At 74.1% G+C, this 24314-nt stretch carries 26 protein-coding genes, 1 tRNA gene and 1 pseudogene; 15 read left to right on the top strand and 13 right to left on the bottom strand.

The annotated features are described in order from the left end of the window. Positions 1–69 precede the first annotated feature (69 nt). Positions 70–804, top strand: coding sequence for a hypothetical protein (locus ABZW32_RS11305; RefSeq protein ID WP_356214214.1), 735 nt, complete (start codon positions 70–72; stop codon positions 802–804). Between the two features lie 245 nt (positions 805–1049). After that, entirely contained in the window at positions 1050–2408 is a 1359-nt protein-coding gene (locus ABZW32_RS11300; protein ID WP_356214212.1) for a DUF1906 domain-containing protein, read from the top strand. Here ABZW32_RS11300 and ABZW32_RS11295 read toward each other — a convergent pair. The 4 genes from ABZW32_RS11295 to ABZW32_RS11280 are packed head-to-tail and all read right to left on the bottom strand — an operon-like array spanning position 2401 to position 6493. Beyond that, entirely contained in the window at positions 2401–2910 is a 510-nt protein-coding gene (locus ABZW32_RS11295; protein WP_356214210.1) for a pyridoxamine 5'-phosphate oxidase family protein, read from the bottom strand. The two genes, ABZW32_RS11300 and ABZW32_RS11295, sit on opposite strands and share 8 nt — an antisense overlap. Before the next feature lie 35 nt (positions 2911–2945). Further along, entirely contained in the window at positions 2946–3674 is a 729-nt protein-coding gene (locus ABZW32_RS11290) for a VWA domain-containing protein (RefSeq protein WP_356214208.1), read from the bottom strand. 15 nt (positions 3675–3689) lie between these two features. Then, entirely contained in the window at positions 3690–4868 is a 1179-nt protein-coding gene (locus ABZW32_RS11285) for an acyl-CoA dehydrogenase family protein (protein WP_356214206.1), read from the bottom strand. Continuing rightward, entirely contained in the window at positions 4865–6493 is a 1629-nt protein-coding gene (locus tag ABZW32_RS11280; RefSeq protein WP_356214204.1) for a FadD3 family acyl-CoA ligase, read from the bottom strand. Before ABZW32_RS11280 ends, ABZW32_RS11285 begins: the two co-directional genes overlap by 4 nt. 135 nt (positions 6494–6628) lie before the next feature. Between ABZW32_RS11280 and ABZW32_RS11275 the strand changes: the two are divergent. Then, positions 6629–7018 (top strand): annotated as a pseudogene (locus ABZW32_RS11275) (flavin reductase family protein); the annotation flags it as partial. Between the two features lie 47 nt (positions 7019–7065). Here the strand turns inward: ABZW32_RS11275 and ABZW32_RS11270 are convergent. After that, positions 7066–7713: a PadR family transcriptional regulator gene (locus ABZW32_RS11270; protein ID WP_356214202.1), complete on the bottom strand. Its 648-nt coding sequence runs from the start codon at positions 7711–7713 to the stop codon at positions 7066–7068. 122 nt (positions 7714–7835) lie between these two features. Here ABZW32_RS11270 and ABZW32_RS11265 point away from each other — a divergent pair, with 122 nt between their 5' ends. From ABZW32_RS11265 to ABZW32_RS11255, 3 genes are read left to right on the top strand one after another with little or no spacing between them, the layout of a single operon-like run. After that, positions 7836–8963, top strand: coding sequence for an LLM class flavin-dependent oxidoreductase (locus ABZW32_RS11265; RefSeq protein WP_356214200.1), 1128 nt, complete (start codon positions 7836–7838; stop codon positions 8961–8963). A gap of 3 nt (positions 8964–8966) precedes the next feature. Beyond that, positions 8967–9695 (top strand): glucose 1-dehydrogenase, encoded by a 729-nt coding sequence (locus tag ABZW32_RS11260; RefSeq protein WP_356214198.1) that lies wholly within the window; start codon positions 8967–8969, stop codon positions 9693–9695. Then, entirely contained in the window at positions 9692–10573 is an 882-nt protein-coding gene (locus tag ABZW32_RS11255) for an alpha/beta hydrolase (RefSeq protein ID WP_356214196.1), read from the top strand. The genes ABZW32_RS11260 and ABZW32_RS11255 overlap by 4 nt, the downstream gene beginning before the upstream one ends. 12 nt (positions 10574–10585) lie before the next feature. Here the strand turns inward: ABZW32_RS11255 and ABZW32_RS11250 are convergent. Next, positions 10586–10660: transfer RNA gene (locus ABZW32_RS11250), tRNA-Cys, on the bottom strand. A gap of 67 nt (positions 10661–10727) precedes the next feature. Between ABZW32_RS11250 and ABZW32_RS11245 the strand changes: the two genes are divergently transcribed. Next, positions 10728–11060, top strand: a complete 333-nt coding sequence (locus tag ABZW32_RS11245) for a hypothetical protein (RefSeq protein ID WP_356214194.1) — start codon at positions 10728–10730, stop codon at positions 11058–11060. A 48-nt stretch (positions 11061–11108) separates the two neighbouring features. Here the strand turns inward: ABZW32_RS11245 and ABZW32_RS11240 are convergent, their stop codons facing one another. The 4 genes from ABZW32_RS11240 to ABZW32_RS11225 all read right to left on the bottom strand — a co-directional run bounded on the left by ABZW32_RS11240 (position 11109) and on the right by ABZW32_RS11225 (position 13603). Continuing rightward, entirely contained in the window at positions 11109–11609 is a 501-nt protein-coding gene (locus ABZW32_RS11240; RefSeq protein WP_356214192.1) for a CAP domain-containing protein, read from the bottom strand. Positions 11610–11879: 270 nt separating this feature from the next. Next, positions 11880–12842, bottom strand: a complete 963-nt coding sequence (locus tag ABZW32_RS11235) for an endonuclease/exonuclease/phosphatase family protein (protein ID WP_356214190.1) — start codon at positions 12840–12842, stop codon at positions 11880–11882. Positions 12843–12857: 15 nt separating this feature from the next. Beyond that, entirely contained in the window at positions 12858–13085 is a 228-nt protein-coding gene (locus tag ABZW32_RS11230; protein ID WP_356214188.1) for a CorA family divalent cation transporter, read from the bottom strand. A gap of 155 nt (positions 13086–13240) precedes the next feature. Beyond that, positions 13241–13603: a CorA family divalent cation transporter gene (locus ABZW32_RS11225; protein ID WP_356214186.1), complete on the bottom strand. Its 363-nt coding sequence runs from the start codon at positions 13601–13603 to the stop codon at positions 13241–13243. A 500-nt stretch (positions 13604–14103) separates the two neighbouring features. On the opposite strand from ABZW32_RS11225, the gene ABZW32_RS11220 reads away from it, so the two are divergent. Together ABZW32_RS11220 and ABZW32_RS11215 are read left to right on the top strand one after the other, a co-directional pair. Further along, the gene (locus ABZW32_RS11220) at positions 14104–14838 is read left to right on the top strand and encodes a class I SAM-dependent methyltransferase (protein ID WP_356214184.1); all 735 of its coding nucleotides are present in this window, start codon (positions 14104–14106) and stop codon (positions 14836–14838) included. Continuing rightward, entirely contained in the window at positions 14838–15203 is a 366-nt protein-coding gene (locus ABZW32_RS11215; protein ID WP_356214182.1) for a DUF2568 domain-containing protein, read from the top strand. Before ABZW32_RS11220 ends, ABZW32_RS11215 begins: the two co-directional genes overlap by 1 nt. On the opposite strand, the gene ABZW32_RS11210 is transcribed toward ABZW32_RS11215, so the two are convergent. From ABZW32_RS11210 to ABZW32_RS11200, 3 genes are read right to left on the bottom strand one after another with little or no spacing between them, the layout of a single operon-like run. Further along, a complete protein-coding gene (locus tag ABZW32_RS11210) occupies positions 15185–16174 on the bottom strand; it encodes an acyl-CoA dehydrogenase family protein (RefSeq protein ID WP_356214180.1) in 990 nt (329 codons plus the stop codon). The two genes, ABZW32_RS11215 and ABZW32_RS11210, sit on opposite strands and share 19 nt — an antisense overlap. Continuing rightward, the gene (locus ABZW32_RS11205; protein WP_356214178.1) at positions 16174–17319 is read right to left on the bottom strand and encodes an acyl-CoA dehydrogenase family protein; all 1146 of its coding nucleotides are present in this window, start codon (positions 17317–17319) and stop codon (positions 16174–16176) included. Before ABZW32_RS11205 ends, ABZW32_RS11210 begins: the two co-directional genes overlap by 1 nt. Then, entirely contained in the window at positions 17319–18170 is an 852-nt protein-coding gene (locus ABZW32_RS11200; protein WP_356214176.1) for an enoyl-CoA hydratase, read from the bottom strand. Before ABZW32_RS11200 ends, ABZW32_RS11205 begins: the two co-directional genes overlap by 1 nt. A gap of 46 nt (positions 18171–18216) precedes the next feature. On the opposite strand from ABZW32_RS11200, the gene ABZW32_RS11195 reads away from it, so the two are divergent. The 6 genes from ABZW32_RS11195 to ABZW32_RS11170 all read left to right on the top strand — a co-directional run bounded on the left by ABZW32_RS11195 (position 18217) and on the right by ABZW32_RS11170 (position 24170). After that, entirely contained in the window at positions 18217–19365 is a 1149-nt protein-coding gene (locus ABZW32_RS11195) for an acyl-CoA dehydrogenase family protein (protein ID WP_356214174.1), read from the top strand. After that, entirely contained in the window at positions 19362–20144 is a 783-nt protein-coding gene (locus ABZW32_RS11190; RefSeq protein ID WP_356214173.1) for an SDR family oxidoreductase, read from the top strand. Before ABZW32_RS11195 ends, ABZW32_RS11190 begins: the two co-directional genes overlap by 4 nt. Before the next feature lie 15 nt (positions 20145–20159). Then, on the top strand, positions 20160–20774 hold the full coding sequence (locus tag ABZW32_RS11185; protein WP_030228252.1) for a TetR/AcrR family transcriptional regulator: 615 nt from the start codon (positions 20160–20162) through the stop codon (positions 20772–20774). Between the two features lie 18 nt (positions 20775–20792). Beyond that, positions 20793–21950, top strand: a complete 1158-nt coding sequence (locus ABZW32_RS11180; RefSeq protein WP_356214172.1) for an acetyl-CoA C-acetyltransferase — start codon at positions 20793–20795, stop codon at positions 21948–21950. A 232-nt stretch (positions 21951–22182) separates the two neighbouring features. Next, positions 22183–22386: a cold-shock protein gene (locus ABZW32_RS11175; RefSeq protein WP_007263537.1), complete on the top strand. Its 204-nt coding sequence runs from the start codon at positions 22183–22185 to the stop codon at positions 22384–22386. 104 nt (positions 22387–22490) lie between these two features. Then, positions 22491–24170: a DEAD/DEAH box helicase gene (locus ABZW32_RS11170; RefSeq protein ID WP_356214170.1), complete on the top strand. Its 1680-nt coding sequence runs from the start codon at positions 22491–22493 to the stop codon at positions 24168–24170. The last annotated feature ends 144 nt before the right edge of the window (positions 24171–24314 follow it).

Here is a 24314-nt window from a genome sequence, read left to right as displayed (position 1 = left end):
GGATGTGCCCGCCGCCCCGCCCTGTCACGCTCGGGAGCGACCCGTTCTCACGCGTCCGGGGGGATGCCCATGAACCGATCACGAGGGTTCGCCGTGCCCGTGCTGGCGGCAGCCTGTCTGCTCACCGCCGCCGTCGGCTGCTCCGGCCGGTCGTCGGGCGCCGCGCCCGGCCCGTCGGGCGGCACGAGGACGGGGACGACGAGCCCTGCCGCGACCCCGTCCCCGAGCCCTACGCCGACCCCGACCCCGTCCGCGAGCCCGTCGCCGACGCCCACCCCGACTCCCACGCCCACCTGCAAGGCGACCGCCGACATGGACGAGGCCGCCCGGGCGGCCTATCTCAGGGGCCTGGAGGGGCAGACCTACGGGCAGAAGCACGGCCTGGCCGCCGAGTACGACGGCGTGTACTTCCACCCGGACGCCCTGCACCGGCCGTGCGAGCCGCAGAAGGTGTCCGTGGCCCGGTTCTGGGTGGTGATGACGAACAAGGTGAACAAGGACCCCGTGACCGGGCGGACCTTCGGGCTCTTGTACAGCTACGAGCCGATCGAGGACCGGGAGTTCACGGCCGGCCCGGACAACGGCTTCCTGGAGGGCAGCCGGCCCCCGGACGTGGGCGCGTGCAGGGGGACGATCACCGTCCTGCACCTCGGGGAGCCCGTGGAGGACAAGGCTCTCCCGGACCGCCTGAACGTCGAGGACTCGACCCTCGGGTTCAGGGGCACCGAGGTGGAGGTCTCGGGGGACCTGGTGCTGTACGCCGTGTTCATGCCGCCGACCACCACGGCCAACTGCCCGGCGTGAGACCCGGCGGCACGAGCCCGTCCGGGGGTGCCGCGCCCGGGGTGCCGGGAGCGGGGGACCACTCGTTGGGGTGGCCCCGGGCGTGAGGGGGAGCCCCCGGGGGAGGGGCCGCACCGGCTGCGTGGGGGTCAGTCGGTGCGGGCCGCCCGGGGGCGGCGGGGGCCCGGGCGCGGTAGGCCGGACGGAGCATCCGGTGCGCGGGGAGCCGCAGTTGAGGGGTCCGGGGTCTGGTAACTGTGGGCGCCATGCCCTCCCGAACGCTGCTGCGGTGCCTGCTCGGCGCCGCCCTGCTGCTGCCCGTCGCCCCCCTGTCGCCCGCCGTCGCCGCCGCGGGCGCCGACGGCGGGCGGACCGTCGACTACCAGGGGCTGCACCTCACCCTCCCGGCCGGCTGGCACGTCGTCGACCTCGACCGCCATCCCGGCGCCTGCCTGCGCCTGGACCGCCCCGCGCTCTACCTCGGGCACGCCGGCACCCAGGCCGAATGCGCCTCCGGCCGGGCCGTCGCCCACCGCGCCGACACCCTGCACCTGGAGCCCATCGACGGCGCCCCGCCCCGCGCCGACATCCCCACCTTCCCCGTCGACGCCGGCACCGCACTGCCGCACGCCGACGCCGACAGCCGCGAGCTGCGCTACGCCCTGCGCGGGACCGGGGTGATGGCCACCCTCTCCTACGGGGAGGACCCGGCCGCCGTACGGGGCCTGCTGGCCCGGGCCGCCGCGCCGCAGGGCGCACCGGCCCCCGCCACCGCGCCGGTGATCACCGCCGCGGGCCCGGCGGCGGCGCCCCGCGCCACCCAGCAGGCCTTCACCGGCACCGGCTTCGACGCGTGCACCGCCCCGACCCAGCGGGCGATGGACACCTGGCGGGCCGACTCCCCCTTCGGCGCGGTCGGCATCTACATCGGCGGCCGGGCCCGCGCCTGCGCCCAGCCGCAGCTGACGGCGGGCTGGGTCCGCAAGCAGGCCGCGGCCGGCTGGCACCTGATGCCGATCTGGGTGGGACCGCAGCCCTGGAACAGCTCCAGCACCGGCCTGTCCACGGACCCCTCCGAGGCCAACGACCAGGGCCGGGAGGCGGCCGACGGCGCTGCGGACGCGGCCCGCTCGCTCGGCCTGGACGCGGGCACGGTGCTCTACAACGACCTGGAGAACTACACCGACCGGGCCACCTGGGACGCCCCCGTCGTCGCGTACCTCACCGCCTGGACGGTCCGTCTGCACGAGCTGGGCTACCGGGCGGCGGCGTACGTCTCCGCGAGCTCCGGGGCCCGTGCGCTGAGCGCCCACTACCAGCAGGCCCCGCAGGCCATGCCGGACGTGCTGTGGGTGGCCCGCTGGAACCTGGCGGCCTCCGTCACCGACGCCGACATGGGCCTGCCCGAGCACACCGCGCAGTGGGCGGGGCCGCGCCGGGCCCACCAGTTCCGCGGGGACCACGACGCCTCGTTCGGCGGGGTGACGATCAACATCGACCGGAGCTGGGTGGACGTGGACCCGGCCGCCCTCGGCCCGGTCGGCGCTCCGGCGGCCGGCGGTCCGGTCCGCGGGCCGCTCGGTGGCCCGCTCGGCGGCGCGCTCGCGGGGCTGCCGTTCAGCTGAGCGGATCCTCCCGGGCGGGTTCGTCGTCGTTGCCCCGGCGCAGGGTGTGCAGCCCGTGCGCCGGGGTCCACGTCCGCACCACCAGCTCCTCGCCCTCCACCCCGGTCCGCACGACCTCCGTCAGGTCGGCGTGGAAGAGGTGGAAGGGGTGCGGGGACTCCGTCTCCTCGGCGTAGCGGTGCAGCTCCGGCGGGTCCACGATCTCCACCGCCCGCCCGGAGATCCGCACGTCCCCGTCGGGCATGTCCTCGCCCGCGCCCGGGTTGGTGTGCAGGGCGAACCGCGGATCGCGCTGGAGGTCGAGGGCCTTCAGCGAGCCCGGCATCATGCCGAGCCACAGTTCCCCGCCGCGGAAGTCGACGTTCAGCCCGCTCAGGCGGGGCGAGCCGTCCTTGCGCAGGGTGCCCAGGACGTGGTGCGGGTACTGCGCGAAGCGGGCCCGCACGGCCGTCGCGAACTCGGGTTCCGCCTTCTCGAACGCTGCCCAGTTGTTCGTCGTCATAGCCCCATCAAAGCGCGGCCCCCGCCGCCCGCCGCTCAGGCGCGCACGATCCCCGCCGCGCGCGCCGCCCGCAGCCACGCCGGGAACTCCCCGAGGAGCCGGTCGTAGAGCACGGCGTCCGGGACGGTCCGCGGGTCGGGGCCCGCGTGGAAGTAGCCGGCGTTGTCCACCGCCCGCGCGGCCGGGACGGGCAGTTCGTCCAGCCGGCGCAGGAAGTCGAACTGGCTGCTGCGGGTGTTCCCGAAGCCGACGAACTGCCAGAACAGCGGCAGCCGGGCCGCCTTGCAGAGGTAGCGCTCCGCGGCGGGTTTGCTGAGGGGGCCGCCGTCCGTCTGGAAGACGACCAGGGCCGGTTCCCGCGTTCCCGAGTCCTGGTAGTGGTCGATGACCGCGTCCATGGCCGCGTCGTACGAGGTCTTCCCCATGTGGCCGAGGCCGGCGGCTATGGCGGTGACCCGGCCCTCGTGCCCGCCGAGGCGGACCTCCTCCACCGCGTGCACCTCGGTGGAGAAGAAGACGACGGGGATCCGGCCGTCGGCGTCGAGGTGCGCGGACAGGCCCAGTACCCGGTCCGCGAGGGCCTGCACGGTGCCGTCCGCGTAGTAGGGGCGCATCGAGCCGGAGTAGTCCAGCACCAGGTAGACGGCGGCCCGGCCGCCGTCCAGTCCGTTCTTGCGCAGCGACACCCCGGCGCTCTTGTAGAGGCTCACGAGTGCCGGAGCGGCTGCTTCCACCGCGTGGAGGTCCATGGCGCTGCCCGTCATGGGCCCGAGGGTACGTCAGCGGGCCGGGGCGTACCCCAGGTGTGCGGCCAGCCGTTCCCGGTGGGCGGCGGGCGGACCGAAGAGCTGCGCCGAGCCGTGGGCGCGCTTGAAGAAGGTGTGCGCCTCGTGTTCCCAGGTGATGCCGATCCCGCCGTGCAGCTGGATCATCTCGCCCGCGACGTATGCGTACGCCTCGGAGCAGGCCGACTTGGCGGCGGCGGCCGGCTGCGGCGCGGCGTCGGAGGCGGCCGCGGCGCGGGCGAGCGCGCGGGCCGTCTCCACGGCGGTGTACAGGTCGGCGAGCCGGTGCTTGACGGCCTGGAAGGAGCCGATGGGGCGGCCGAACTGGCTGCGGTCCTTGGCGTAGCGGACCGTCACCTCCAGGGCCCGCCCGGCGGCCCCCGCCTGTTCGGCGGCGAGCGCGGTGCAGGCCAGGTCACGGACCCGGGCGAGGACGGCCCCGCCGTCGGGGGAGAGCAGCCGGGCCGGGGTCCGGTCGAGGGACAGGACGGCCAGCGGGCGGGTCGGGTCCATGGTGGACCGTACGGTGAACCCGTCCGGCGGGCCGTCGAGTTCGAACAGGCCGAGGCGGCCGGTGTCCCGGGACCGGGCGAAGGCCAGCAGCGGGCCGGGCCGCCCGGGTCCGGCCAGGACGTAGCGCTTGGTGCCGGTGAGCAGCCAGCCGGATCCGGCGGGCTCGGCCCGGGTGACGAGGTCCCCGTCCTCCCACCCGCCCCGCCCGGCCCCGGCTGCGGCTGCGGCCTCGGCTCCGACCTCGGCCCCGGCCCCGGCCCCGGCCCCGGCTCCGGTCCCGGCCCCGGTCGCCGAGCCGTCGTCCGGGCCCTCCGCCCAGGCCAGTGCCCCCACCGACGACCCGTCCGCCAGCCCCGGCAGGTGCCGCGCGCAGGCCTCCCGGTCCCCGGACGCGAGCAGCGCCTGCACGGTCAGCACCGCCGAGCCCAGGTACGGTACGGGGCTCAGCGCGCGGCCCAGCTCCGCCATCACCACCCCGGTCTCGGCGGGCCCGCAGCCCAGCCCGCCGTACTCCGGGGGGACCGCCAGCGCGGCCACGCCCACCTGCTCCGTCAGCGGGCCCCAGGCCGCGTGGCGGGGGTGCCGGGCGAGCACCGCCCTGACGGCGTCGCGCAGTTCGTCCTGTTCCGGGGTGGTCCCCAGGTCCGGGCCGCCGCTCATGCCGACTCCCCCCGGGCCGCGCGGCGCAGCCGTTCCTTCAGCAGCTTGCCGCCCGCGTTGCGCGGGAGTTCCTCGACCACCGTGAACCGCCGGGGCACCTTGAAGTTGGCCAGCCGTTCCCGGGCCCAGGCGGTCAGCTCCCCGGCGGTGACCGGGGCGCTGGTGACCAGGTAGGCGACGCCCACCTCGCCGAGCCGTTCGTCGGGGGCCCCGACCACGGCGGCGTCCACCACCGCGGGGTGGGTCACCAGCACGTTCTCGACCTCCGCCGGGTAGGCGTTGAACCCGCCGACCACGTACATGTCCTTGAGCCGGTCGGTGATGGCGAGGTAGCCGCGGCCGTCCAGCACGCCGACGTCCCCGGTGCGCAGCCAGCCGCCGGGCAGGATCGCGTCGGCGGTGGCCCCCGGATCGTCCAGGTAGCCGGGGGTGACGTGGTAGCCGCGGACCTGCACCTCGCCGGGCTCCCCGGCGGGCAGCACCGCGCCCAGCGGGCCGGTGATCCGCACCTCGGTGCCGGGCAGGGGCGGGCCGACGGTGCGGGCGAGCGTGTCGGCGTCGGCGTCGGTGGGGCAGACGGAGACGACCCCGCCGCACTCGGTCAGTCCGTAGGCGGTGAACACGTCGGGCGCGCCCAGTCCGCCGCGGATCTCCTCGACGAGGGAGGCGGGCACGGAGGCGGCGCCGGTACCGGCCAGCCGCAGCGCGGAGAGGTCGTGGGCGGCGCGGTCCGGGTGGCGCAGCAGGCCGTGGAAGACGGTGGGCGGCCCCATCAGGCAGGTGACCCGTTCCTCGGCCATGCGCCGCAGGATGCGGTCCGTGTCGTACCGGGCCTCGGGGAGCATCGTGACCCCGCGCAGCAGGCAGGCGAGCACGCCGGCCTTGTAGCCGAAGGTGTGGAAGAACGGGTTGACCAGCAGGTACCGGTCGCCCGGGCGCAGGGTGACCAGCTCCGACCAGGAGGCGTAGAGCCGCAGGGTCTGGGCGTGGGTGCTGGTGACGCCCTTGGAGCGGCCCGTGGTGCCGGAGGTGTAGAGGACGTCGCAGATGTCGTCGGGGCGGACGCGGGCGGCGCGGTCGGCGCGCTCCGCCTCGGACACGGACCGTCCGGCGCTCAGGTACGCCTCCCAGGACTCCTCCCCGCGTCCGCCGCGCAGGATCACGGTGGAGGCCAGGGCTCCGAGGTCCTCTCCGGAGGCGTGCAGGTCGCGGGCGTAGTCGGTGCCGAGGAAGCCGCGCTCGGTGAACAGCACGCGGGCTCCGCTGCGGCGGATGACGTCGGCGGCCTCGGCGGGCCTGTAGCGGGTGTTGACCGGGACGAGCACGGCGCCCGCGCCGACCGCGCCCAGGGCGGCGGTGATCCACCGGTGGCCGTTCGGGGCCCAGAGGGCCACCCGGTCGCCGGGGCGGATGCCGTGGGCGATGGCGGCGCGGGAGGAGGAGGCGATCTCGGCAGCCAGTTCGGAGAAGGTCCAGCGGACCTCTCCGTCGGCGAGCGCCTCACGGTCGCCGTACGCGGCGGCGGCGTGTGCGGGGAGCAGGGCGAGGGTGGCGGGCGGCGCCGGTGGGGGAGCCAACGGCGGCCGGGGCGGGGGCACTTGCGGGGTCTGGCGGGGGCTGGTCACGAACCCTCCCTACTTGACGAGCGAGCGTGGGCGGTATCCAATCACAGCTGTTTCGGTTAGGCATATACCTAGTAGGAATAACTTCCCCGGAGGTTTCCCGTGTCGACCCACACCCCCGCCCCCGCCCCCGCCGACATGAAGTCGGTCCTGTCGGGCTTCTGCACCGGCGTCGCCGTCATCACGGCGCGCGGGAGCGACGGCCGCCCCGTCGGGATGGCCGTGCAGTCCTTCTCTTCCGTCTCCCTGGACCCGCCGCTGGTCTGCTTCTGCCCGGCCCGCACCTCCACCACCTGGCCGGCGATCCGGGCCGCGGGCGCCTTCGCCGTCAACGTCCTGGCGGCCGACCAGCTGGAGCTGTCCCGCAGGTTCGCCGTCACGGGCGGCGACAAGTTCGCCGGAGTCCCCTGGCGTGCGGGGGCGGCCGGGGCGCCGCTGCTCGACGGGGTGCTCGCCACCGTCGAATGCGCCCTGGAGGACGTGCTGGACGGCGGCGACCACGCCATCGCGCTCGGCCGCGTCACCGCCGCGGCGGTGCACCGCGACGGCGCGCCGCTGCTCTACTTCCGGCGCGCCTACGGGCGGGTGCCGGACTCCGGAGCCGAGGTCGGGTTCGGGGCCGGAGTCGAGGCCGCGGCGGAGGCCGGGGCCGGAGCCGGGGCGAGCGCCTCGATGTCCGCGAGCATGGCGGCGGCCAGGTCCCGCTCGGAGGCGTAGTACCGCTCCGCCCACTTGAGGGTGAGCGTGGGGTAGGCCCATGCGGCCTCGTCCTGGGCGCCCTCCACGTCCGCCTCGGCGCGCAGGCGCATCCGTTCCGAGAACTGCTGGTGCTGGACCAGCACTTCGCGCATCTGCTCCGGCTCCAGCAGGTGGCCCAGCCACAGCCGCAGCATCGGCCCGTGCTTGAGGACCGGGGGGTCGACCGGTGCCTCGCGCGCCCATTCCCGTACGGCGGCCATGCCCTCGTCGGTGATCCGGTACACGCGCTTGTCGCGGGTGCCGGTGTCCTGGGCGACCATCCGCGAGGAGGCGTAGCCGGCCTTCTCCAGCCGCTTGAGCTCGCTGTAGATCTGACTGAAGGACGGGCTCCAGTAGAAGAAGCGCAGCGACCAGTCCGACCACTTCTTCAGGTCGTAGCCCGACAGCTCCTCACCGAAGGAGAGCAGGCCGAGCACCGCCCAGCTGGTCGCCGGAAGCGTGCGCGTGTTCGTCTCGTCTGCCACGCAGCGCAGTCTATGGCCGGTCCCCGCGATGCCCTTCCCCCTGCGCGGTATGACTGCTAGAAGTATTCCTATTAGAAATACCTGTCCGTACCCGCCCCACAGCTGGATGGAGGGACCGCACCGTGAAGTTCTCGATGATCTTCGAGGCGCAGCTCGTCGACCCCACCCCCGAACGCGAACGCCAGGTCATCCACGACTGCGTCGAACAGGCCGTGTTCGCCGAGGAGATGGGCTTCGACCGGATCTGGGCCGTGGAACACCACTCCCTGACCCAGTACGCGCACATGAGCGCCTCCGAGATCTTCCTGACCTGGGTCGCCGCCCGGACGAAGAAGATCCGTATCGGCCACGGCGTGGTCACCATGCCCTTCGCCTACCAGCACCCGGTGCGCGTCGCCGAGCGGGCCGCCATGCTCGACGTGCTCTCCGGCGGCCGCGTCGACATCGGCGCCGGGCGAGGGGCCACCCGCCAGGAGATGTCCATGTACGGGGTGAACCCCGAGGACACCTACCCGCAGATGGAGGAAGCGCTGCGGATCTTCTCCGCCGCCTGGCGGGAACCGGAGTTCGAATGGCACGGGTCGCTCGACATCGGCCCCGGCGCGATCCTGCCCCGCCCGGTGCAGGACCCGCACCCGCCCCTGTTCATGGCCTGCTCCAAGCACGACACCCTCAAGCTCGCCGCCGAACTGGGCATCGGAGCCCTGGTGATGGGCTTCGCCGGCGCCGACGACGTCCGCGCCATGCGCAAGGTCTACGACGAGGCCATCGCCACCCGCACCGGCGAGCGCCTCGTCTCGGACCGGGCCAACGACCACCTCTCCGCCCTGTGCCCCACGATCGTCCTCGACGACGCCGAGCGCGCGCTGCGCCTGGGCACGCGCGGGCAGCGCTTCTTCGCCGAGTCCATCGCCCACTGGTACGGCAACGCGCCCGCCCCGACGGGCTACGCCGAGGACGAGGACCACGTGGGCGCCCTCGACCGGGGCCGCGAGGAGCTCGTCGCCCGGCTGCACGAGGCGAACATCCCCGCCCGCCCGGTCGACACCGGCACCTACAACGCCGACCACGCCTACGGCAGCGCCGAGACGGCCATCGCCTACGTCGAGCAGCTGCGCGGGATCGGCGTCGACGAGGTCATGTGCCTGATCCAGATGGGCACCGTCCCGCAGGAGGCCTGCATGGAGACCATCCGCCAGTGGGGCGAGAAGGTCATCCCGCACTTCCGCGCCCTGGAACTGGAGGGCTGAGCCGTGATCTCCCTCGACGGGAAGGTCGTCGTGATCACCGGCGCCGGACGCGGCCAGGGCGCCGAGGAGGCCCGGCTGTGCGCGGAGGCCGGAGCGCGGGTCGTCGTCACCGACGTGCGCGAGGAGGAGGGACGGGCGGTCGCCGCCGCGCTGGGGGACCGCGGGCTCTACGTACGGCACGACGTGGCCGACGCGGACGGCTGGGCGCAGGTGGTGCGGGAGGCCGTGGCCGCCTTCGGGACCGTCTCGGCGCTCGTCAACAACGCCGCCCTGTGGCGCACCGCGCACGTGGAGGAGCAGAGCGCGCGGGGCTTCGAGGAACTGCTGCGGGTCAACCTGCTGGGGCCCTTCCTCGGCATCCAGGCCGTCGCGCCCGTGCTGCGGGCGGCCGGCGGCGGCTCGATCGTCAACATCTCCTCCACGGCGGGCCTGGTCGGCATACCGGGCCACGCGGCCTACGGGTCCACCAAGTTCGCCCTGCGCGGGCTGACCCGCTCCGCCGCGCTCGACCTGGCCGGGGACGGGATCCGGGTCAACTCCGTGCACCCGGGGGCCATCGACACCCCGATGGTGGCCGACGCGGTCGCCGGACGGGACTGGTCGCACGTGCCGCTGGGCCGGATGGGGCGGCCCCGGGAGGTCGGGGAGCTGGTGCTCTTCCTGTGCTCGGACGCCTCCTCGTACGTGACGGGAACGGAGTTCGCGGTCGACGGGGGGATGACGGCCGGATGAGCGGGCGACTCTCCCCCGCCGCGCGGGGGCTGTGCGACGCGATGGCGGCGGCCTTCCCCGGACCCGGGGACGTGGGCGCCCTGCGGGCGGCGGCCGTGCCCGGCCCGCCCGGACCCGAGGTCGCCTCGGTGCGCGACGCCGACGCGGGCGGGGTCCCGGTGCGGATCTACGACCCCGCGCCGGGAGCCGCCGGCCGGCCGCTCGCCGTGTACTTCCACGGCGGCGGCTGGGTGATGTGCGGGCTGGACACGCACGACGCCCTGTGCCGGAAGCTGGCCGCCGCCTCCGGGGTGGTGGTCGTCTCTGCCGACTACCGGCTGGCCCCCGAACACCCCTGGCCCGCCGCCTCCGACGACGCCCTCACCGTCCTGCTGTGGGCGCGTGCCGAAGCCGGGGCGCTGGGCTGCGACCCGGGGCGGGTGGTGGTCGCGGGGGACTCCAGCGGCGGCAACCTGGCCGCCGTCACCGCGCTGCGCGCACCCGGACTGGCGGCCGGGCAACTGCTGGCGTACCCGCCGCTGGACGCCTCGATGGGCTCCGGGTCGGTGACCACGTACGGCCGGGACCACTTCCACACCGCCGCGCACATGGCCTGGTACTGGGACCAGTACGGGGGCGACCCCGCCCACCCGCACGTCTCGCCGCTGCGGGCGGGCCGGGAGGCGCTGGCCGCACTGCCGCGCACGCTGGTCCTCCTCGCCGACTGCGACCTGCTGCGGGACGAGGGGCTGGCGTACGCGCGCCGGCTGGCGGAGGCGGGGGCCGACTGCGAGGTCCGGCTCTACCCGGGCGTCTTCCACGGCTTCCTGGGCCTGCCGCTGCCGGCCGGCCGGGCGGCGCTCGCCGGGGCGGCGGCCTGGCTGGCGGCGACACCGTAGCGAGAAGAGGGGGGCGGGGCGGCCGGATTCGAACCGGCGTGTTCCCCCTTGCAGGGGGGTGCAACGACCTCTGTGCTACGACCCCGCCCTTGCGGCGGATCCTATGCGGGCCGGGGGCGGGTGCGCACGCCGGATTCCCCGGCATGATGTGTCCATGCCTGGCTTCCTCCTGCGCGTCTGCCTGCTCCTCGCCGTGGAGGCGGGTGCCGCCTTCCTGCTGCGCGACTCCGGAGCACCCTGGATCCCGGTCCTGCTCGGGGTGTTCGTCCTCGGCTCCGCCGTCCCCCAGGGCACGTCGGCGGAGTTCGCGGGCCGTTTCCTCGTCGCCGCCGTCGCGGTGGGCGTGGCCCTGGCGGGTGCGGCGGCCTGGGCGGGGTACGGCCGGACGGACACCGGCCCCGACCGGTGGGCAGCCCAGGCGGCCACGACCGTCCTCCTCCTCGTCCAGACGGCCACCCTCATGCGCCTTTCGCTGCGCCGCGGATAGGCCGTCCGCGGTTCCGGGCGGGAACGGCGTCACGTAGGCGGAACGGCGTCAGGACGGCGTCGCGAAGACCTGCACCGCGTACGTGCCGCTGACGCCGACACCGGTGTCGACGAAGGCGCAGTTGACCATGGTGGCGTGGTGGCTCGAACTGCCCGTCCACCAGTCGACGGCGGCCTTGGCGTCGGTGCTGCCGTTGAACATGTTCTCCCCGTACATGCGCGCCTCGTAGCCCGCGTCCTTGATCCGCTGTTGGGCGGAGGAGCCGTCGGAACCGGTGTGGGAGGTCAGGTTGTTCTTGGCCGCGTCGTCCGCGAAGGTCTGGGCGGCCTTGGCGAGTTGCGCGTTCTCCTTCAGGGCGGGGCAGCCGGCCTTGGCGCGCTCGGCGTTGACCAGCTGCAGGATCTCGCCCGGCGTGGCGGTCACGGTGCCGGGCGCCGTGGCGGGGACGACGGCCGTCGCGGCGCCGGCGGCGGCCGCTCCGGCGAGTACCAGCAGGGGAGCCGCGCAGGCGGCGGCGCAGAGACGGCGTATTCGTGTGGTGGTCCGCATGGGAAGGGCCCTCCATAGGAAGGGGACGGTGAGGGGCGGCGCCGCCGCCCGGTCCGGTTCCGCCGGGGGCGGGCGCCGCGGACACGACGGGCGACCCGTCGGGAGGATCCCCCGTGAGCGGCGGCCCGTCGCGCAAGCGCCCGGACGTCCGCGTCGCTTCTTCCCGTCCACCGTACGTCCGCCGGATCCGGTCCACGAGTCCGGCGGGAGCGCGCGGCCCCGACGGCGATGGCGACGGCGTCGGACCGGCCCGTGCGGGGCGGACCCCCCTCAGGCCGTGCGTCTGACCTCGGTGAGGACGGGCCGGTGGTCGCTGCCCAGGTCGGGCAGGACGCTGGCGGTGGTGGCCTCCAGACCGCGCAGCAGCACGTGGTCGATCCGGACCACGGGGAAGGGGGCGGGCCAGGTGAACCCGAAGCCCTTGCCCGCGTGTTCCTGTGCGGGCTCCAGCTGCCGGGTGAGCGGGGCCAGGCCCCGGTCGTCCAGGCTGCCGTTGAGGTCGCCGAGCACCATCATGCGGGAGGCCGGATCCCTGGCGATGCGGTCGGCCAGTTGGGCCGCGGCCGCGTCGCGGGGCCCGATGGTGAAGCCCTCGGACGCCCGGACCCGTACGGAGGGCAGGCGCACCGTGTAGACGGCGGTGTCCCCGCCCGGGGTGCCGGCGACGGCCCGGATCGCGTGCGGCCAGGGGCCTCCCAGATCCAGCGCCTCCACCTCGCGCAGCGGGTGGCGTGACCACAGGCCGAGGGTGTTGCGGGTGGTGTGGTGGGGGTACGCCGCGGCGAGTGCCTTCTCGTACGCGGGGACGGCCCCCAGGGGGACCTTCTCCAGGGCGACGAGATCGGCGCCGGTGGCGATCACCTCCCGGGCGACGGCCTCGGGGGTGGTGCGGGCCCCGCCGACGTTGAAGGACAGGGCCTTGAAGTCGCCGAGCCCCGCGCGGGGCGGCGCCGTCAGGGTGGGGACGAACAGGTAGCACCAGGCCGCGAGGGGCACCAGGGCCGCCGCCATCCCCGCCCGTGTGCCGCGCGCGGCCGCCCACAGGAGGAGGACCGCTATCGCGACGGCGAACCACGGCAGGGCCGTCTCGGCCAGACTGCCGAGGTTGCCCGGTCTGTTGGGCAGCAGCCGCGGGAAGAGCAGGGCCACGGCGAGGAGGAGCGAGGGGGCGGCAATGCGTGCGGTGTGGCGGGGGCGCCCCTCCGCACCGCCCCGCCGTGTACTGCGGGTCATGGATCCTCGCTCTCGCTAAATGCAGCCCCTGCGCCGCAGGTGGACGAACATGGCGATCCCCGATCCCGCCACCAGGGCGAGGAAGGCGGGCCAGGCCCAGACGAGCGCGGTCTCGGGCTGGTAGAAGTTCGCCGAGTAGATACCGCCCAGCAGCGTGGGCATCATGAACACCACGAGCCACGAACTGACCTTCCGGGCGACCTTTGTCCCCTCGTAGAGGTCCACCGACTTCCGGTGGAGCAATACCAATTCCTTCCGGTACCGGCGGACTCCCTGGAGGAAAGTGCGCAGTTCGTCATTCGAGTACGAGTCGAGGTCCCTCGCGGTGAGCCCGGCCAAGCTGAGGGGTGTGGAATTTTCCGACATGTGAATTGACCTTCCTCTGGTCGATGGCGGGCCTACAGCCAGCCCTTGCGCTTGACCGTGAAGTAGGTGGCCAGCGCGGTGGACGCCAGGGCGACGAGGAAAATCGGCCAGCCGTACTTGAACTGCAGCTCGGGCATGTGCTCGAAGTTGGAGCCGTAGAGCGCCGCCAGGGCGCCGGGCACGACGGCGATCGCCGTCCAGGCGCTCACCTTCCGGGTTTCCACGGTGACCTTCAGCTGGTCTTCGGTGATCTCCCGGATGTCTCCCATCTCCTGGTTCAGCCCGCGGATCTCCCGGTTGATCTCGCGGAGCAGCTCCACCTTCTGGGCGTGCTCCGCCACCGTCTCGGCCGGCATGAGCGTGTTGTCGTGGTTCGTCGGCGTCATGTTGGTCATGGCATTCCTCCCGTCACGGCACGTCCCGGGCAGCACTCGGCATGCACCCGTCACGATCCGGCGGATCGCGGACGTGTTTCGGCGGTAAAAGTCTGGTGAATGTGTTCGCTGGGAAAGTCGGGGACGCGGCGCGTATCGACATCCGTGCACCCCGGGCATCGGTGGACGTGCCGGGGCGCGCCGATTCGATGTCGGATTTATATAAGGAAGCGCGACTAGCGAAGCGCGTCGAGCGGGATCGGTGGCGTATACGCCATGGCACTACTGCCAATAGGCACGCTGATCACCTCCCGCGAATCCGGACGCGGTTCTTCCCGCGCCTCCGACACCGTAAACGACGGGCAATGTGTTTACAAAGTCGGGAAAATGGTGCATCGCCCGGTCTGTCGCGAAAGGGCCGGAACCGGCACCCGGGAACCGGGGCCCCGCACGGGCTCCGGCACCGCACGAGCCGGAGGAAAGGGCTGGTCACGGCGGGGGTGATCGAAAACAATGGGCGCATGACGACACGTGCCCGTTCCTTCGATGCGGCCGCCGCGCTCTACGCGGCCCACCGCCCCGGGTATCCCGAAGCGCTGTACGACGCCGTCGAGGAACTGTCCGGCCGGCCGCTCGCCGGAGCCCGGGTGGCCGACGTGGGGGCCGGGACCGGCCTCGGGACCGGACCGATGCGCCGGCGCGGGGCCGAGGTGGTCGCCGTCGAGCCCGGGGACGGGATGGCCGCGGAGTTCCGGCGGGCGCACCCGGACATCCCGGTCGTCCGCGGCGACGGGGACCGACTGCCCCTGTCCACCGGCGCCTTCGACCTCGTCACGTACGCACAGGCCTGGCACTGGACCCACCCCGCCCGCGCCGTCCCGGAGGCCCGCCGCGTCCTGCGCCCCGGCGGCGCGCTCGCCATCTGGTGGAACGACATGGACGAGTCCGTCCCCTGGGTCGCCGAACAGGGCGCGCGGATCCGCGCGTTCTTCGCTGCGGACGGCGACACCCGGTTCCGTACCCTCCCGCAGGGCATCGGCTCCGGATTCGCCACCCGCACCATCGCCTGGTCGCGCCGGATCCCCCTCGACGCCCACCTCGCCAACCTCTCCAGCCACTCGGCCTTCCTGCTGCTCGGAGAGGCGGGCACCCGCGCGTTCATGGACGCCGAGCGCGCCCGGCTGGAGGGGCTCTTCCCGGACGGGACGGTGGAGGAGCCCTACACCGTCGCCCTGCACCTCGCCCGGAACCCGTGATGACGGCAGCCTCCGCGGCCCACCGCGCGTTCCGGCAGGTCAACGAACTCCTCGCGTTCGTCCTGGAGGTCGCCGCCCTCCTCGCGCTCGCCATCTGGGGCTACGACTGGGGCGGCCGCCTCGTCGTCGGCGCGCTGATCGGGGCGGTGGTGGCGGGCGCCGCGGCCGCCCTGTGGGGGGCCTTCGCCGCGCCGCGCGCCCGCTACCGGGTCCCGCTGCCGGCCGTACTCGCCGTGAAGGCCGTCGTGTTCGGCTCCGCGGCCCTCGCCCTCCTCGGGCTGGGGATGCTCACGCAGGCCGCGTGGTTCGCCGGTCTGGTGCTGGTGAACACCGTGGTGGTGACGTACTACCGCTCCCGGGACTGAAGCACCTGTGCCCGGCACTGGGCGGGCGTGCCCCAGGCGTCCCGCAGCGGCCGGGCCTTGCGCAGCCACAGCGACAGGTCCAGCTCCTCGGTGTAGCCGACGGCCCCGTGCAGCTGCAGCGCGGTCAGCGCGGCCGCGTACGCCGCCCCGCCCGCGGCGAGCTTCGCCGCCGCGACCTCGCCCGGCTCCAGGGACAGCGCCGCCGCCCACAGCAGCGGCCGGGCGAACTCCAGGCCCAGCAGGGTGTCCGCCAGCCGGTGCTTGACCGCCTGGAAGGAGCCGATCGGCGTCCCGAACTGGGTGCGCTGCCTGGCGTATTCGACGGTCCGCCCGAGCAGCGCCTCGCCGACGCCCAGGCACTGGGCCGCCGTCAGCAGCCGCGCCCACCGCAGGGCCGCCTCCGCGGCGGCCGTGACGGCCGGGCCCGCCGCGAGGAGTTCCCCGCCGTCCGCCGGGGCCCCGAGCCTGCGGGCCGGGTCGAGGGAGACCAGCGGGGCGACGGTGGCACCGGCCGGGACCAGGTGCAGTTCCCCCGCCGCCGAGACGGCGAAGTGCCAGGTGGCCGCGTCCGCGTCCAGGGCGTACGGGGAGCCGCCCGGCAGGGTCAGCGCGGCCGGGGCCGTACCCGCCGCCAGCCCCGGGAGGAAGCGTTTCGCCAGCGCCTCGTCGCCCAGGTGCGCCAGCAGCACCGCCGCCGCCGCGCTCTCCACGGCCGGCCCGGGGACGCCGGCCCGGCCCAGCTCCACGAAGCCGAGGGTCAGTTCCACCGGGAGCGGGCCCAGCCCCTCGTACGCCTCGGGCACGGCCAGCGCGAACAGCCCCGCGTCCGCGAGCCGCGACCACAGGGCGAGCCCCGGTCCGTGGTCCCCGGCGGCCCAGGCCCGGACGGCCGCGGGCACCTCGGCGGCGCCGAGGAGGGAGCGCAGCGTACGGGTGAAGTCGTTCTGTTCCTCGGTCGGCAGGAAGCGCATCAGCGGCGGCCCTTCGGGAGGCCGAGCAGCCGCTCGGCGATGATGTCGCGCTGGATCTCGTTGGTGCCGGCGTAGATCGGCCCCGCCAGGGAGAAGACCCACGGCTCGGCCCACTCGCCCTCCGCCAGCTCGGCCTCCGGGCCCAGCAGGTCCAGGGCCGTCTCGTGCAGGGCCATGTCGTACTCGGACCAGAACACCTTGTTCAGGCTGGACTCGGCGCCGATCGCGGTGCCCGCCGCGAGGCGGGAGGCGCCGGCCCGGGTGAACAGCTCGTAGGCGCGCGCCCCGACCACCGCGTCCGCGACCCGGTCGCGCAGGGCCGTGTCCGCCGGGTCGCCCCGCTCCCGCCACAGGGCCAGCAGCCGGTCGGCGGCGGCCAGGAACCGGCCGGGGGAGCGCAGGGTCAGCCCGCGCTCGTTGCCCGTCGTCGCCATCGCGATCCGCCAGCCCTGGCCCGGCTCCCCGATCACGTCCTCGTCGGGTACGAAGACCCGGTCGAGGAAGAGTTCGGCGAAGGCGGGCTTGCCGTCGAGCCGGCCGATGGGCCGCACCGTCACCCCCGGCTCCCGCAGGCCGAACATCAGGTACGTGAGCCCCCGGTGGGGCCGGTCCGCACCGGGATCCGTACGGAAGATGCCGAAGGCCCGGTCCGCGAAGGCGGCCCGCGAGGACCAGGTCTTCTGCCCCGACAGCAGCCAGCCGCCCTCCGTGCGCTCGGCCCGGGACCGCAGCGAGGCCAGGTCGGAGCCCGACTCCGGCTCGGACCAGGCCTGCGCCCAGATCACCTCGCCGCTCGCCATGGAGGGCAGCACCCGGGCCCGCTGGGCGGGGCTCGCGTGGTCGAAGAGGGTCGGGGCGAGGAGGTTGATGCCGTTCTGCGAGACCCGGCCCGGCGCGCCCGCCGCCCAGTACTCCTCCTCGAAGACCAGCCACCGTTCGAGGTCCACGCCCCGGCCGCCGTACTCCTCGGGCCAGGACACCACCGACCAGCGGTCCGCGGCCAGCCGCGCCTCCCACTCCCGGTGCGCCTCGAAGCCCGCCGCGGTCTCCAGCGAGGGCAGGGGCCGCCGCGGTACGTGTGCGGCCAGCCAGGCCCGCGCCTCGGCCCGGAAGGCCGCCACCTCCGCCGACTCGGTCAGGTCCATCAGCCGTTCGCCTCCTTCATGGCGGCCACGTCCATGCCGCCGAGCGAGTCCGCCGCCGTCTCGGCGTTGTGGGCGTGCGCCAGGTGGTGCAGTCCGAAGACCGAGTCCATGCCGCCGTGCATCCCCTGGAGGTCCTCGGCCTGGTTGACGGCCCGCTTGGTCAGGGCCAGCCCGAAGGAGGGCATCCCGGCGATCCGCAGGGCCAGCCGCTCGGTCTCGGCGGCCAGTGCGTCCGGGGCCACGACCCGGTTGACCATGCCGACCTCGTACGCCCGCCGGGCGGGCATCCGCTCGCCGGTGTAGAGGAACTCCTTGGCGATCCGCGGGGGCATCGCCCACGGGTGCGCGAAGTACTCGACCCCGGGGATGCCCATCCGCACCACCGGGTCCGCGAAGAAGGCGTCCTCGCTCGCCACGATCAGGTCGCACACCCAGGCCAGCATCAGTCCGCCCGCCACGCAGGCCCCCCGCACGGAGGCGATCACCGGCTTGGGCAGTTCCCGCCAGCGCCGGCACATCCCCAGGTAGACCTCCGACTCCCGGGCGAAGCGGGACTCGGCGCCCGGCCGGGCCGAGTGGTCCCACCACAGGCCGGCCCGCCGCGCGAAGGGCAGGTGCGCGTCGCGCTGCGGGGTGCCGATGTCGTGGCCGGCGGAGAAGTGTTCCCCGGCCCCGGCCAGCACGACGACCTTCACCTCCGGGTCGTCGGAGGCCCGGTAGAAGGCGTCGTCCAGGGCGTAGGTCATGGCGCTGTTCTGCGCGTTGCGGTAGCGGGGGCGGTTCATCGTCACGTACGCGACGGGGCCGCGCCGCTCGTACAGCACCGGTGTGGCGTCGGTGGCGTCGGGCATGCGGACATCCTTCCCTAACAAGTGTTTGGTAGGTTAACGTACGGCCATGAGCAGCGTCGAGGAGTTCCGCACCGGGGTCCGGAGTTGGCTACGGACCCACCTCACCGGTGAGTTCGCCGCCCTCAAGGGCCGCGGCGGACCGGGCCGCGAGCACGAGGAGTTCGAGGGACGCCTCGCCTGGGAACGCCACATGGCCGCCCACGGCTGGACCTGCCTCGGCTGGCCCGAGCGCTACGGGGGCCGCGGCGCGAGCACCGAGGAGCAGATCGCCTTCCACGAGGAGTACGCCCTCGCCGACGCCCCCGCCCGCGTCGGCCACATCGGCGAACAGCTCCTCGGCCCCACCCTCATCGACCACGGCACCGAGGAGCAGAAGGCCCGCTTCCTCCCCGCCATCCGGGAGGTGCGCGAGCTGTGGTGCCAGGGCTACAGCGAGCCCGACGCCGGCTCCGACCTCGCAGGCGTCCGCACCCGCGCCCGGCTGCACGAGGGGGAGTGGGTGGTGGACGGCCAGAAGATCTGGACCTCCCTCGCCCGCGAGTCCCAGTGGTGCTTCGTCCTCGCCCGCACCACCCCCGGCTCCCGGCGCCACGCCGGCCTGTCCTACCTCCTGGTCCCCCTGGACCAGCCGGGAGTCGAGATCCGGCCCATCGTCCAGCTCACCGGCACCTCCGAGTTCAACGAGGTCTTCTTCGACGGCGCCCGCACCGACGCCGCCCACGTCGTCGGCGCACCCGGCGACGGCTGGGCCGTCGCCATGGCCACCCTCGGCTACGAGCGCGGCGTCTCCACCCTCGGCCAGCAGGTCGGCTTCCGCCGCGAACTGGAGGACCTCGCCGCACTGGCCGCCCGCAACGGCGCCCTCGCCGACCCGCTGCTCCGCGACCGCCTCGTCCGCGCCTGGATCGGCCTGGAGACCATGCGCGCCACCGCCCTGAGCCCCGGAACCGCACCCTCCGTGGCCAAGCTGTACTGGGCCCGCTGGCACCGCGACCTCGGCGAACTCGCCATGGACGTCCGCGGCGCCGCCTCCCTCCTCGCGACCGGCGAGCACGGGGACCCGTACGACCTCGACGACTGGCAGAGGCTCTTCCTCTTCTCCCGCGCCGACACGATCTACGCGGGCTCCGACGAGATCCAGCGCACCATCGTCGCCGAGCGGATCCTCGGCCTTCCCAAGGAGGCACGGACATGACCGCCCCCGCGTACGTCCCCGCCCACGACCTGCTGGCGGGCCGCACCGCCGTCATCACCGCCGCCGCCGGGGCCGGCATCGGCGGCGCCACCGCCCGCCGCTTCCTGGAGGAGGGCGCCCGCATCCTCATCGGCGACGCCCACGCCCGCCGGCTGAAGGAGACCGAGCAGGCCCTCGCCGCCGAGTTCGGCGCGGACCGCGTCGCCTCCCTGCCCTGCGACGTCACCGACGAGGGCCAGGTCCAGGCCCTCTTCGCCCGCGCCGAGGAACTCCACGGCGGCCTCGACGTCGTCGTCAACAACGCCGGGCTCGGCGGCACCGCCGACCTCGTCGACATGACCGACGCACAGTGGTCCCGGGTCCTCGACGTCACCCTGAACGGCACCTTCCGCTGCACCCGCGCCGCCCTGCGCTCCTTCGAGGCCGCTGGCCGCGGCGGGGTCGTCGTCAACAACGCCTCCGTCATCGGCTGGCGCGCCCAGAGGGGCCAGGCCCACTACGCCGCCGCCAAGGCCGGGGTGATGGCCCTGACCCGCTGCGCCGCGCTGGAGGCCGCGGACTTCGGCGTACGGGTCAACGCGGTCGCGCCCAGCCTGGCCATGCACCCCCACCTGGTGAAGGTCACCAGCGAGGAGCTGCTCACCGAACTCACCGCCCGCGAGGCCTTCGGCCGGTACGCCGAGCCCTGGGAGATCGCCAACGTCATCGTCTTCCTGGCCTGCGGATACTCGTCCTACATGACGGGCGAGACCGTCTCGGTCAGCAGCCAGCACGCGTAGCCGCAGAATGGGCCCGTGCCAACGAACAAGAAGAAGCCGCAGGTGACGGCCTCACCCGAGCGCCGACGCGAACTCCTCGACACCGCAGCCGAGGTCTTCGCGGCCCAGGGCTACAACGCCACCACCGTCCGCAAGATTGCCGACGCCGCCGGGATGCTCGCCGGCAGCCTCTACTACCACTTCGATTCCAAGGAATCGATGCTCGACGAGATCCTCTCGGCCTTCCTGAACGAGCTGTGGGCCGGCTACGACACCGTCCTGGCCGCCGGTCTCGGCCCCAGGGAGACCATCGAGGCCCTCGTCACCGAGTCCTTCCGGGAGATCGACCGGCACCGCGCCGCCGTCGCCATCTACCAGAAGGAAGCGCGGACCCTGTCCGCCCAGCCCCGCTTCCACTACCTCTCCGACTCGCAGGTCAAGTTCGAGAAGGCGTGGCTCGGCACGCTGGAGCGCGGGGTCGCCGCCCGGGTCTTCCGGGCCGACCTCGACATCCGCCTCACCTACCGCTTCGTCCGCGACACGGTGTGGGTCGCCGCCTCCTGGTACCGGCCCGGCGGACAGCACAGCCCCGAGGAGATCGCCCGTCAGTACCTGTCGATGGTGCTGGACGGGATCGCCGTACGCACGTAAACCAACGGAGGAGTCCCGATGCCCGAGGCCTACATAGTCGACGCCGTACGCACCCCCGTGGGCCGGAGGGGCGGCGGCCTGTCCGCCGTGCACCCCGCCGACCTCGGCGCGCACGTCCTGAAGGCGCTGGTCGAGCGGACCGGGATCGACCCGGCCGCCGTCGAGGACGTGGTCTTCGGCTGCCTCGACACCGTCGGCCCGCAGGCCGGGGACATCGCGCGCACCGCCTGGCTGGCGGCCGGACTGCCCGAGGAGGTGCCGGGCGTCACCGTCGACCGCCAGTGCGGCTCCTCCCAGCAGGCCGTCCACTTCGCGGCGCAGGGCGTCCTGTCCGGCACCCAGGACCTGGTGGTCGCGGGCGGCACCCAGAACATGTCGATGATCCCCATCGCCTTCGCCTCCCGGCAGGCCGCCGAACCCCTGGGATTCACCGAGGGCCCCTACGCGGGATCGGCGGGCTGGCGCGCCCGCTACGGGGACGCCCCCGTCAACCAGTTCCACGGCGCGCAGCTCATCGCCGAGAAGTGGGGGATCTCCCGGCGCGACATGGAGGAGTTCGCCCTGCGCTCCCACCGGCGGGCCCTGCGGGCCATCGACGAGGGCCGCTTCGAGCGCGAGACCGTCGCCTACGGGGACGTGCGCGTGGACGAGGGCCCGCGCCGGGACACCAGCCTGGAGAAGATGGCCGGCCTGCGGCCCGTCGTCGAGGGCGGCACCATCACCGCCGCCGTCTCCTCCCAGGTCTCCGACGGGGCGGCGGCGATGCTGATCGCCTCCGAGCGGGCGGTCGCCGAACACGGCCTCACCCCCCGGGCCCGCGTCCACCACCTGTCCGTCCGCGGCGAGGACCCGATCCGGATGCTGTCGGCCCCGATCCCCGCGACCGCGCACGCCCTGAAGAAGACGGGCCTGACCCTCTCCGACATCGACCTGGTGGAGATCAACGAGGCCTTCGCCCCGGTGGTCCTGGCCTGGCTGAAGGAGACGGGAGCCGACCCCGACCGGGTGAACGTCAACGGCGGCGCCATCGCCCTGGGCCACCCGCTGGGCGCGACGGGCGTCAAGCTGATGACCACCCTCCTGCACGAACTGGAACGCACGGGCGGCCGCTTCGGCCTCCAGACCATGTGCGAGGGCGGCGGCCAGGCCAACGTCACCATCATCGAACGCCTCTGACACCCGCCGGGAGCCGGGAACCGGGGGGCCGGGGGCCGTGCGGCCCCCCGGTCGCCAGAAGGTTCCGCGGTGGCGGAGGCGCTCCCCGGGTGAGGTGTGCTAGCTTTGAGGCGTTGCAGTTGTGGTACCCATGAACTTTATGTGCGCCTGACGGGAATGCTCCGACAGGCGCTTTAATTGTTTTTACCGGAATCTCCGGATGGGGCCCTTGCCGCCTATTCAGGAGATTCAAATGGCTAACGGTACCGTGAAGTGGTTCAACTCGGAAAAGGGCTTCGGCTTCATCGAGCAGGACGGTGGCGGCCCGGACGTCTTCGCCCACTACTCGAACATCGCCACCCAGGGCTTCCGTGAGCTCACCGAGGGTCAGCGCGTGACCTTCGATGTCACCCAGGGCCAGAAGGGCCCCCAGGCGGAGAACATCCTCCCCGCCTAAGTTCTTCAGCATGCCGGGGTCCGCGCCGCGAGGTGCGGGCCCCGGCTTGTCTGCTGTTTCGACCGCTGTTTCGCACCTGCCGGTTTCAGGAGGGCTTTTTCCGCATGACCAGCTCCAGCTCCGCACGACCCAGCCGCCGCCCCACCCGGGGCCGAGGTGCGGCCCAGGGACGTCCGAAGGCTGGCGCGGGACGGCAGAAGTCCGCCCCCGTTGCCCGGCCGCAAGAGTTCACCATGCCCGAACCGCTGACCCCGGCCCTCCCGCCGGTGGCCGCGTTCGAGGACATGGACATGCCCGAGGCGCTGCTGAAGACCCTCGCCGCCCAGGGCGTGACCGAGCCGTTCCCCATCCAGGCCGCCACGCTGCCGAACTCCCTCGCCGGCCGTGACCTGCTCGGCCGCGGCCGCACCGGCTCCGGCAAGACGCTGGCCTTCGGCCTGGCCCTGCTCTCCCGCACCGCCGGCCGCCGCGCGCAGCCGAAGGCGCCGCTCGCGCTGGTCCTCGTACCGACCCGCGAGCTCGCGCAGCAGGTCACCGACGCCCTGGCCCCCTACGCCACGGCCGTCAACCTGCGCATCGCCACCGTCGTCGGCGGCATGTCGATCAACCGGCAGTCCGGCGCCCTGCGCCGCGGCGCCGAGGTGCTCGTCGCCACCCCCGGCCGCCTCAAGGACCTCATCGACCGCGGCGACGCCGACCTCTCCCAGGTCTCCGTCACGGTCCTCGACGAGGCCGACCAGATGACCGACATGGGCTTCATGCCGCAGGTCACCGCCCTGCTCAAGCAGGTCGAGCCCGGCGGCCAGACCATGCTGTTCTCGGCGACCCTCGACAAGAACATCGACAAGCTCGTCAAGATGTTCCTCACCGACCCGGTCGCCTTCTCCGTCGACCCGTCCGCCGGCGCGGTCAGCACGATGGAGCACCACGTCCTGTACGTCATGGACGAGACCGACAAGAAGGCCGTGGCCACCCGCATAGCCGCACGCGACGGCCGGGTGATCATGTTCGTCGACACCAAGCGCGGCGTGGACCGCATGGTCAAGAAGCTGCTGGCCGACGGCGTCCGCGCCTCCGGCCTGCACGGCGGACGCTCGCAGCCGCAGCGCAACCGCACCCTCGACTGGTTCAAGACGGGCGAGGTCACCGCACTGGTCGCCACCAACGTGGCCGCGCGCGGCATCCACATCGACGACCTCGACCTCGTCGTCAACGTGGACCCGCCCACCGACCACAAGGACTACCTGCACCGCGGCGGCCGTACCGCCCGCGCCGGCGAGTCCGGCAGCGTCGTCACCCTGGTCCTGCCCGACCAGAAGCGCGACATGACCCGCCTGATGTCGGACGCCGGGATCACCCCGCGCACCGCGCAGATCAAGTCCTCCGACGAGGAGCTGTCCCGCCTGACCGGCGCCCGGGAGCCCTCGGGCATCCCCGTGGTGCTGGAGGTGCCGGTCGCGACCCCGCCGAAGCAGCGCTCCGGCTCCGGCTCGGGCTCCGCGCGCCGCCGCTCCGGCGGCCCGCGCACCGGCTCCGCCACGGGCGGCGCCCCCGCGTCCGGCGGCCGCGGCCGCCGCACCGGCTCCGGCGCCTCCGGGCAGGCCCCCTCCGCCGGCTCCGAGCGGTCCCGCCGCGGTCAGGGCGGCCAGGGCTCCGGCTCGGCCGCCGGCTCCGCCGGCCAGGGCCGTCGCACCTCCGGCGGTTCCACCGGCGGCGGCGCCGCCGCGGCCTCCGCGCGCAGCCGCGTCGGCACCGGCGTCCAGGGCCGCCGCCGGGCGGTCTGACCCTCAGCGACACCGGAAGGAGCCGGGGGGGGGGGGACGCCCCCCCCCCCGCCGGACCGGCGGAAGGGCCCCGCCCCCGCCCCCCCCGCGGGCGGACCCAAATGGGGGGGGGCTTGGGCCGCGGCCGGCGCTCACCGGCCCGCC

The organism is Streptomyces sp. NPDC004667 (genome assembly GCF_040609475.1).
GTDB lineage: Bacteria > Actinomycetota > Actinomycetes > Streptomycetales > Streptomycetaceae > Streptomyces.
Note: the sequence above shows the minus strand (reverse complement) of the source record. Positions and strands in the feature narration are given on the sequence as shown.

Coding starts and splice junctions, on each gene's coding strand:
- ABZW32_RS11170 (WP_356214170.1), top strand. CDS start 22,491: ATGACCAGCTCCAGCTCCGCACGACCCAGCCGCCGCCCCACCCGGGGC.
- ABZW32_RS11210 (WP_356214180.1), bottom strand. CDS start 16,174: ATGCGCTTCCTGCCGACCGAGGAACAGAACGACTTCACCCGTACGCTG.
- ABZW32_RS11195 (WP_356214174.1), top strand. CDS start 18,217: ATGAGCAGCGTCGAGGAGTTCCGCACCGGGGTCCGGAGTTGGCTACGG.
- ABZW32_RS11245 (WP_356214194.1), top strand. CDS start 10,728: ATGCCTGGCTTCCTCCTGCGCGTCTGCCTGCTCCTCGCCGTGGAGGCG.
- ABZW32_RS11225 (WP_356214186.1), bottom strand. CDS start 13,603: ATGACCAACATGACGCCGACGAACCACGACAACACGCTCATGCCGGCC.
- ABZW32_RS11205 (WP_356214178.1), bottom strand. CDS start 17,319: ATGGACCTGACCGAGTCGGCGGAGGTGGCGGCCTTCCGGGCCGAGGCG.
- ABZW32_RS11215 (WP_356214182.1), top strand. CDS start 14,838: ATGACGGCAGCCTCCGCGGCCCACCGCGCGTTCCGGCAGGTCAACGAA.
- ABZW32_RS11200 (WP_356214176.1), bottom strand. CDS start 18,170: ATGCCCGACGCCACCGACGCCACACCGGTGCTGTACGAGCGGCGCGGC.
- ABZW32_RS11255 (WP_356214196.1), top strand. CDS start 9,692: ATGAGCGGGCGACTCTCCCCCGCCGCGCGGGGGCTGTGCGACGCGATG.
- ABZW32_RS11305 (WP_356214214.1), top strand. CDS start 70: ATGAACCGATCACGAGGGTTCGCCGTGCCCGTGCTGGCGGCAGCCTGT.
- ABZW32_RS11235 (WP_356214190.1), bottom strand. CDS start 12,842: ATGACCCGCAGTACACGGCGGGGCGGTGCGGAGGGGCGCCCCCGCCAC.
- ABZW32_RS11285 (WP_356214206.1), bottom strand. CDS start 4,868: ATGAGCGGCGGCCCGGACCTGGGGACCACCCCGGAACAGGACGAACTG.
- ABZW32_RS11290 (WP_356214208.1), bottom strand. CDS start 3,674: ATGACGGGCAGCGCCATGGACCTCCACGCGGTGGAAGCAGCCGCTCCG.
- ABZW32_RS11180 (WP_356214172.1), top strand. CDS start 20,793: ATGCCCGAGGCCTACATAGTCGACGCCGTACGCACCCCCGTGGGCCGG.
- ABZW32_RS11300 (WP_356214212.1), top strand. CDS start 1,050: ATGCCCTCCCGAACGCTGCTGCGGTGCCTGCTCGGCGCCGCCCTGCTG.
- ABZW32_RS11175 (WP_007263537.1), top strand. CDS start 22,183: ATGGCTAACGGTACCGTGAAGTGGTTCAACTCGGAAAAGGGCTTCGGC.
- ABZW32_RS11220 (WP_356214184.1), top strand. CDS start 14,104: ATGACGACACGTGCCCGTTCCTTCGATGCGGCCGCCGCGCTCTACGCG.
- ABZW32_RS11240 (WP_356214192.1), bottom strand. CDS start 11,609: ATGCGGACCACCACACGAATACGCCGTCTCTGCGCCGCCGCCTGCGCG.
- ABZW32_RS11190 (WP_356214173.1), top strand. CDS start 19,362: ATGACCGCCCCCGCGTACGTCCCCGCCCACGACCTGCTGGCGGGCCGC.
- ABZW32_RS11295 (WP_356214210.1), bottom strand. CDS start 2,910: ATGACGACGAACAACTGGGCAGCGTTCGAGAAGGCGGAACCCGAGTTC.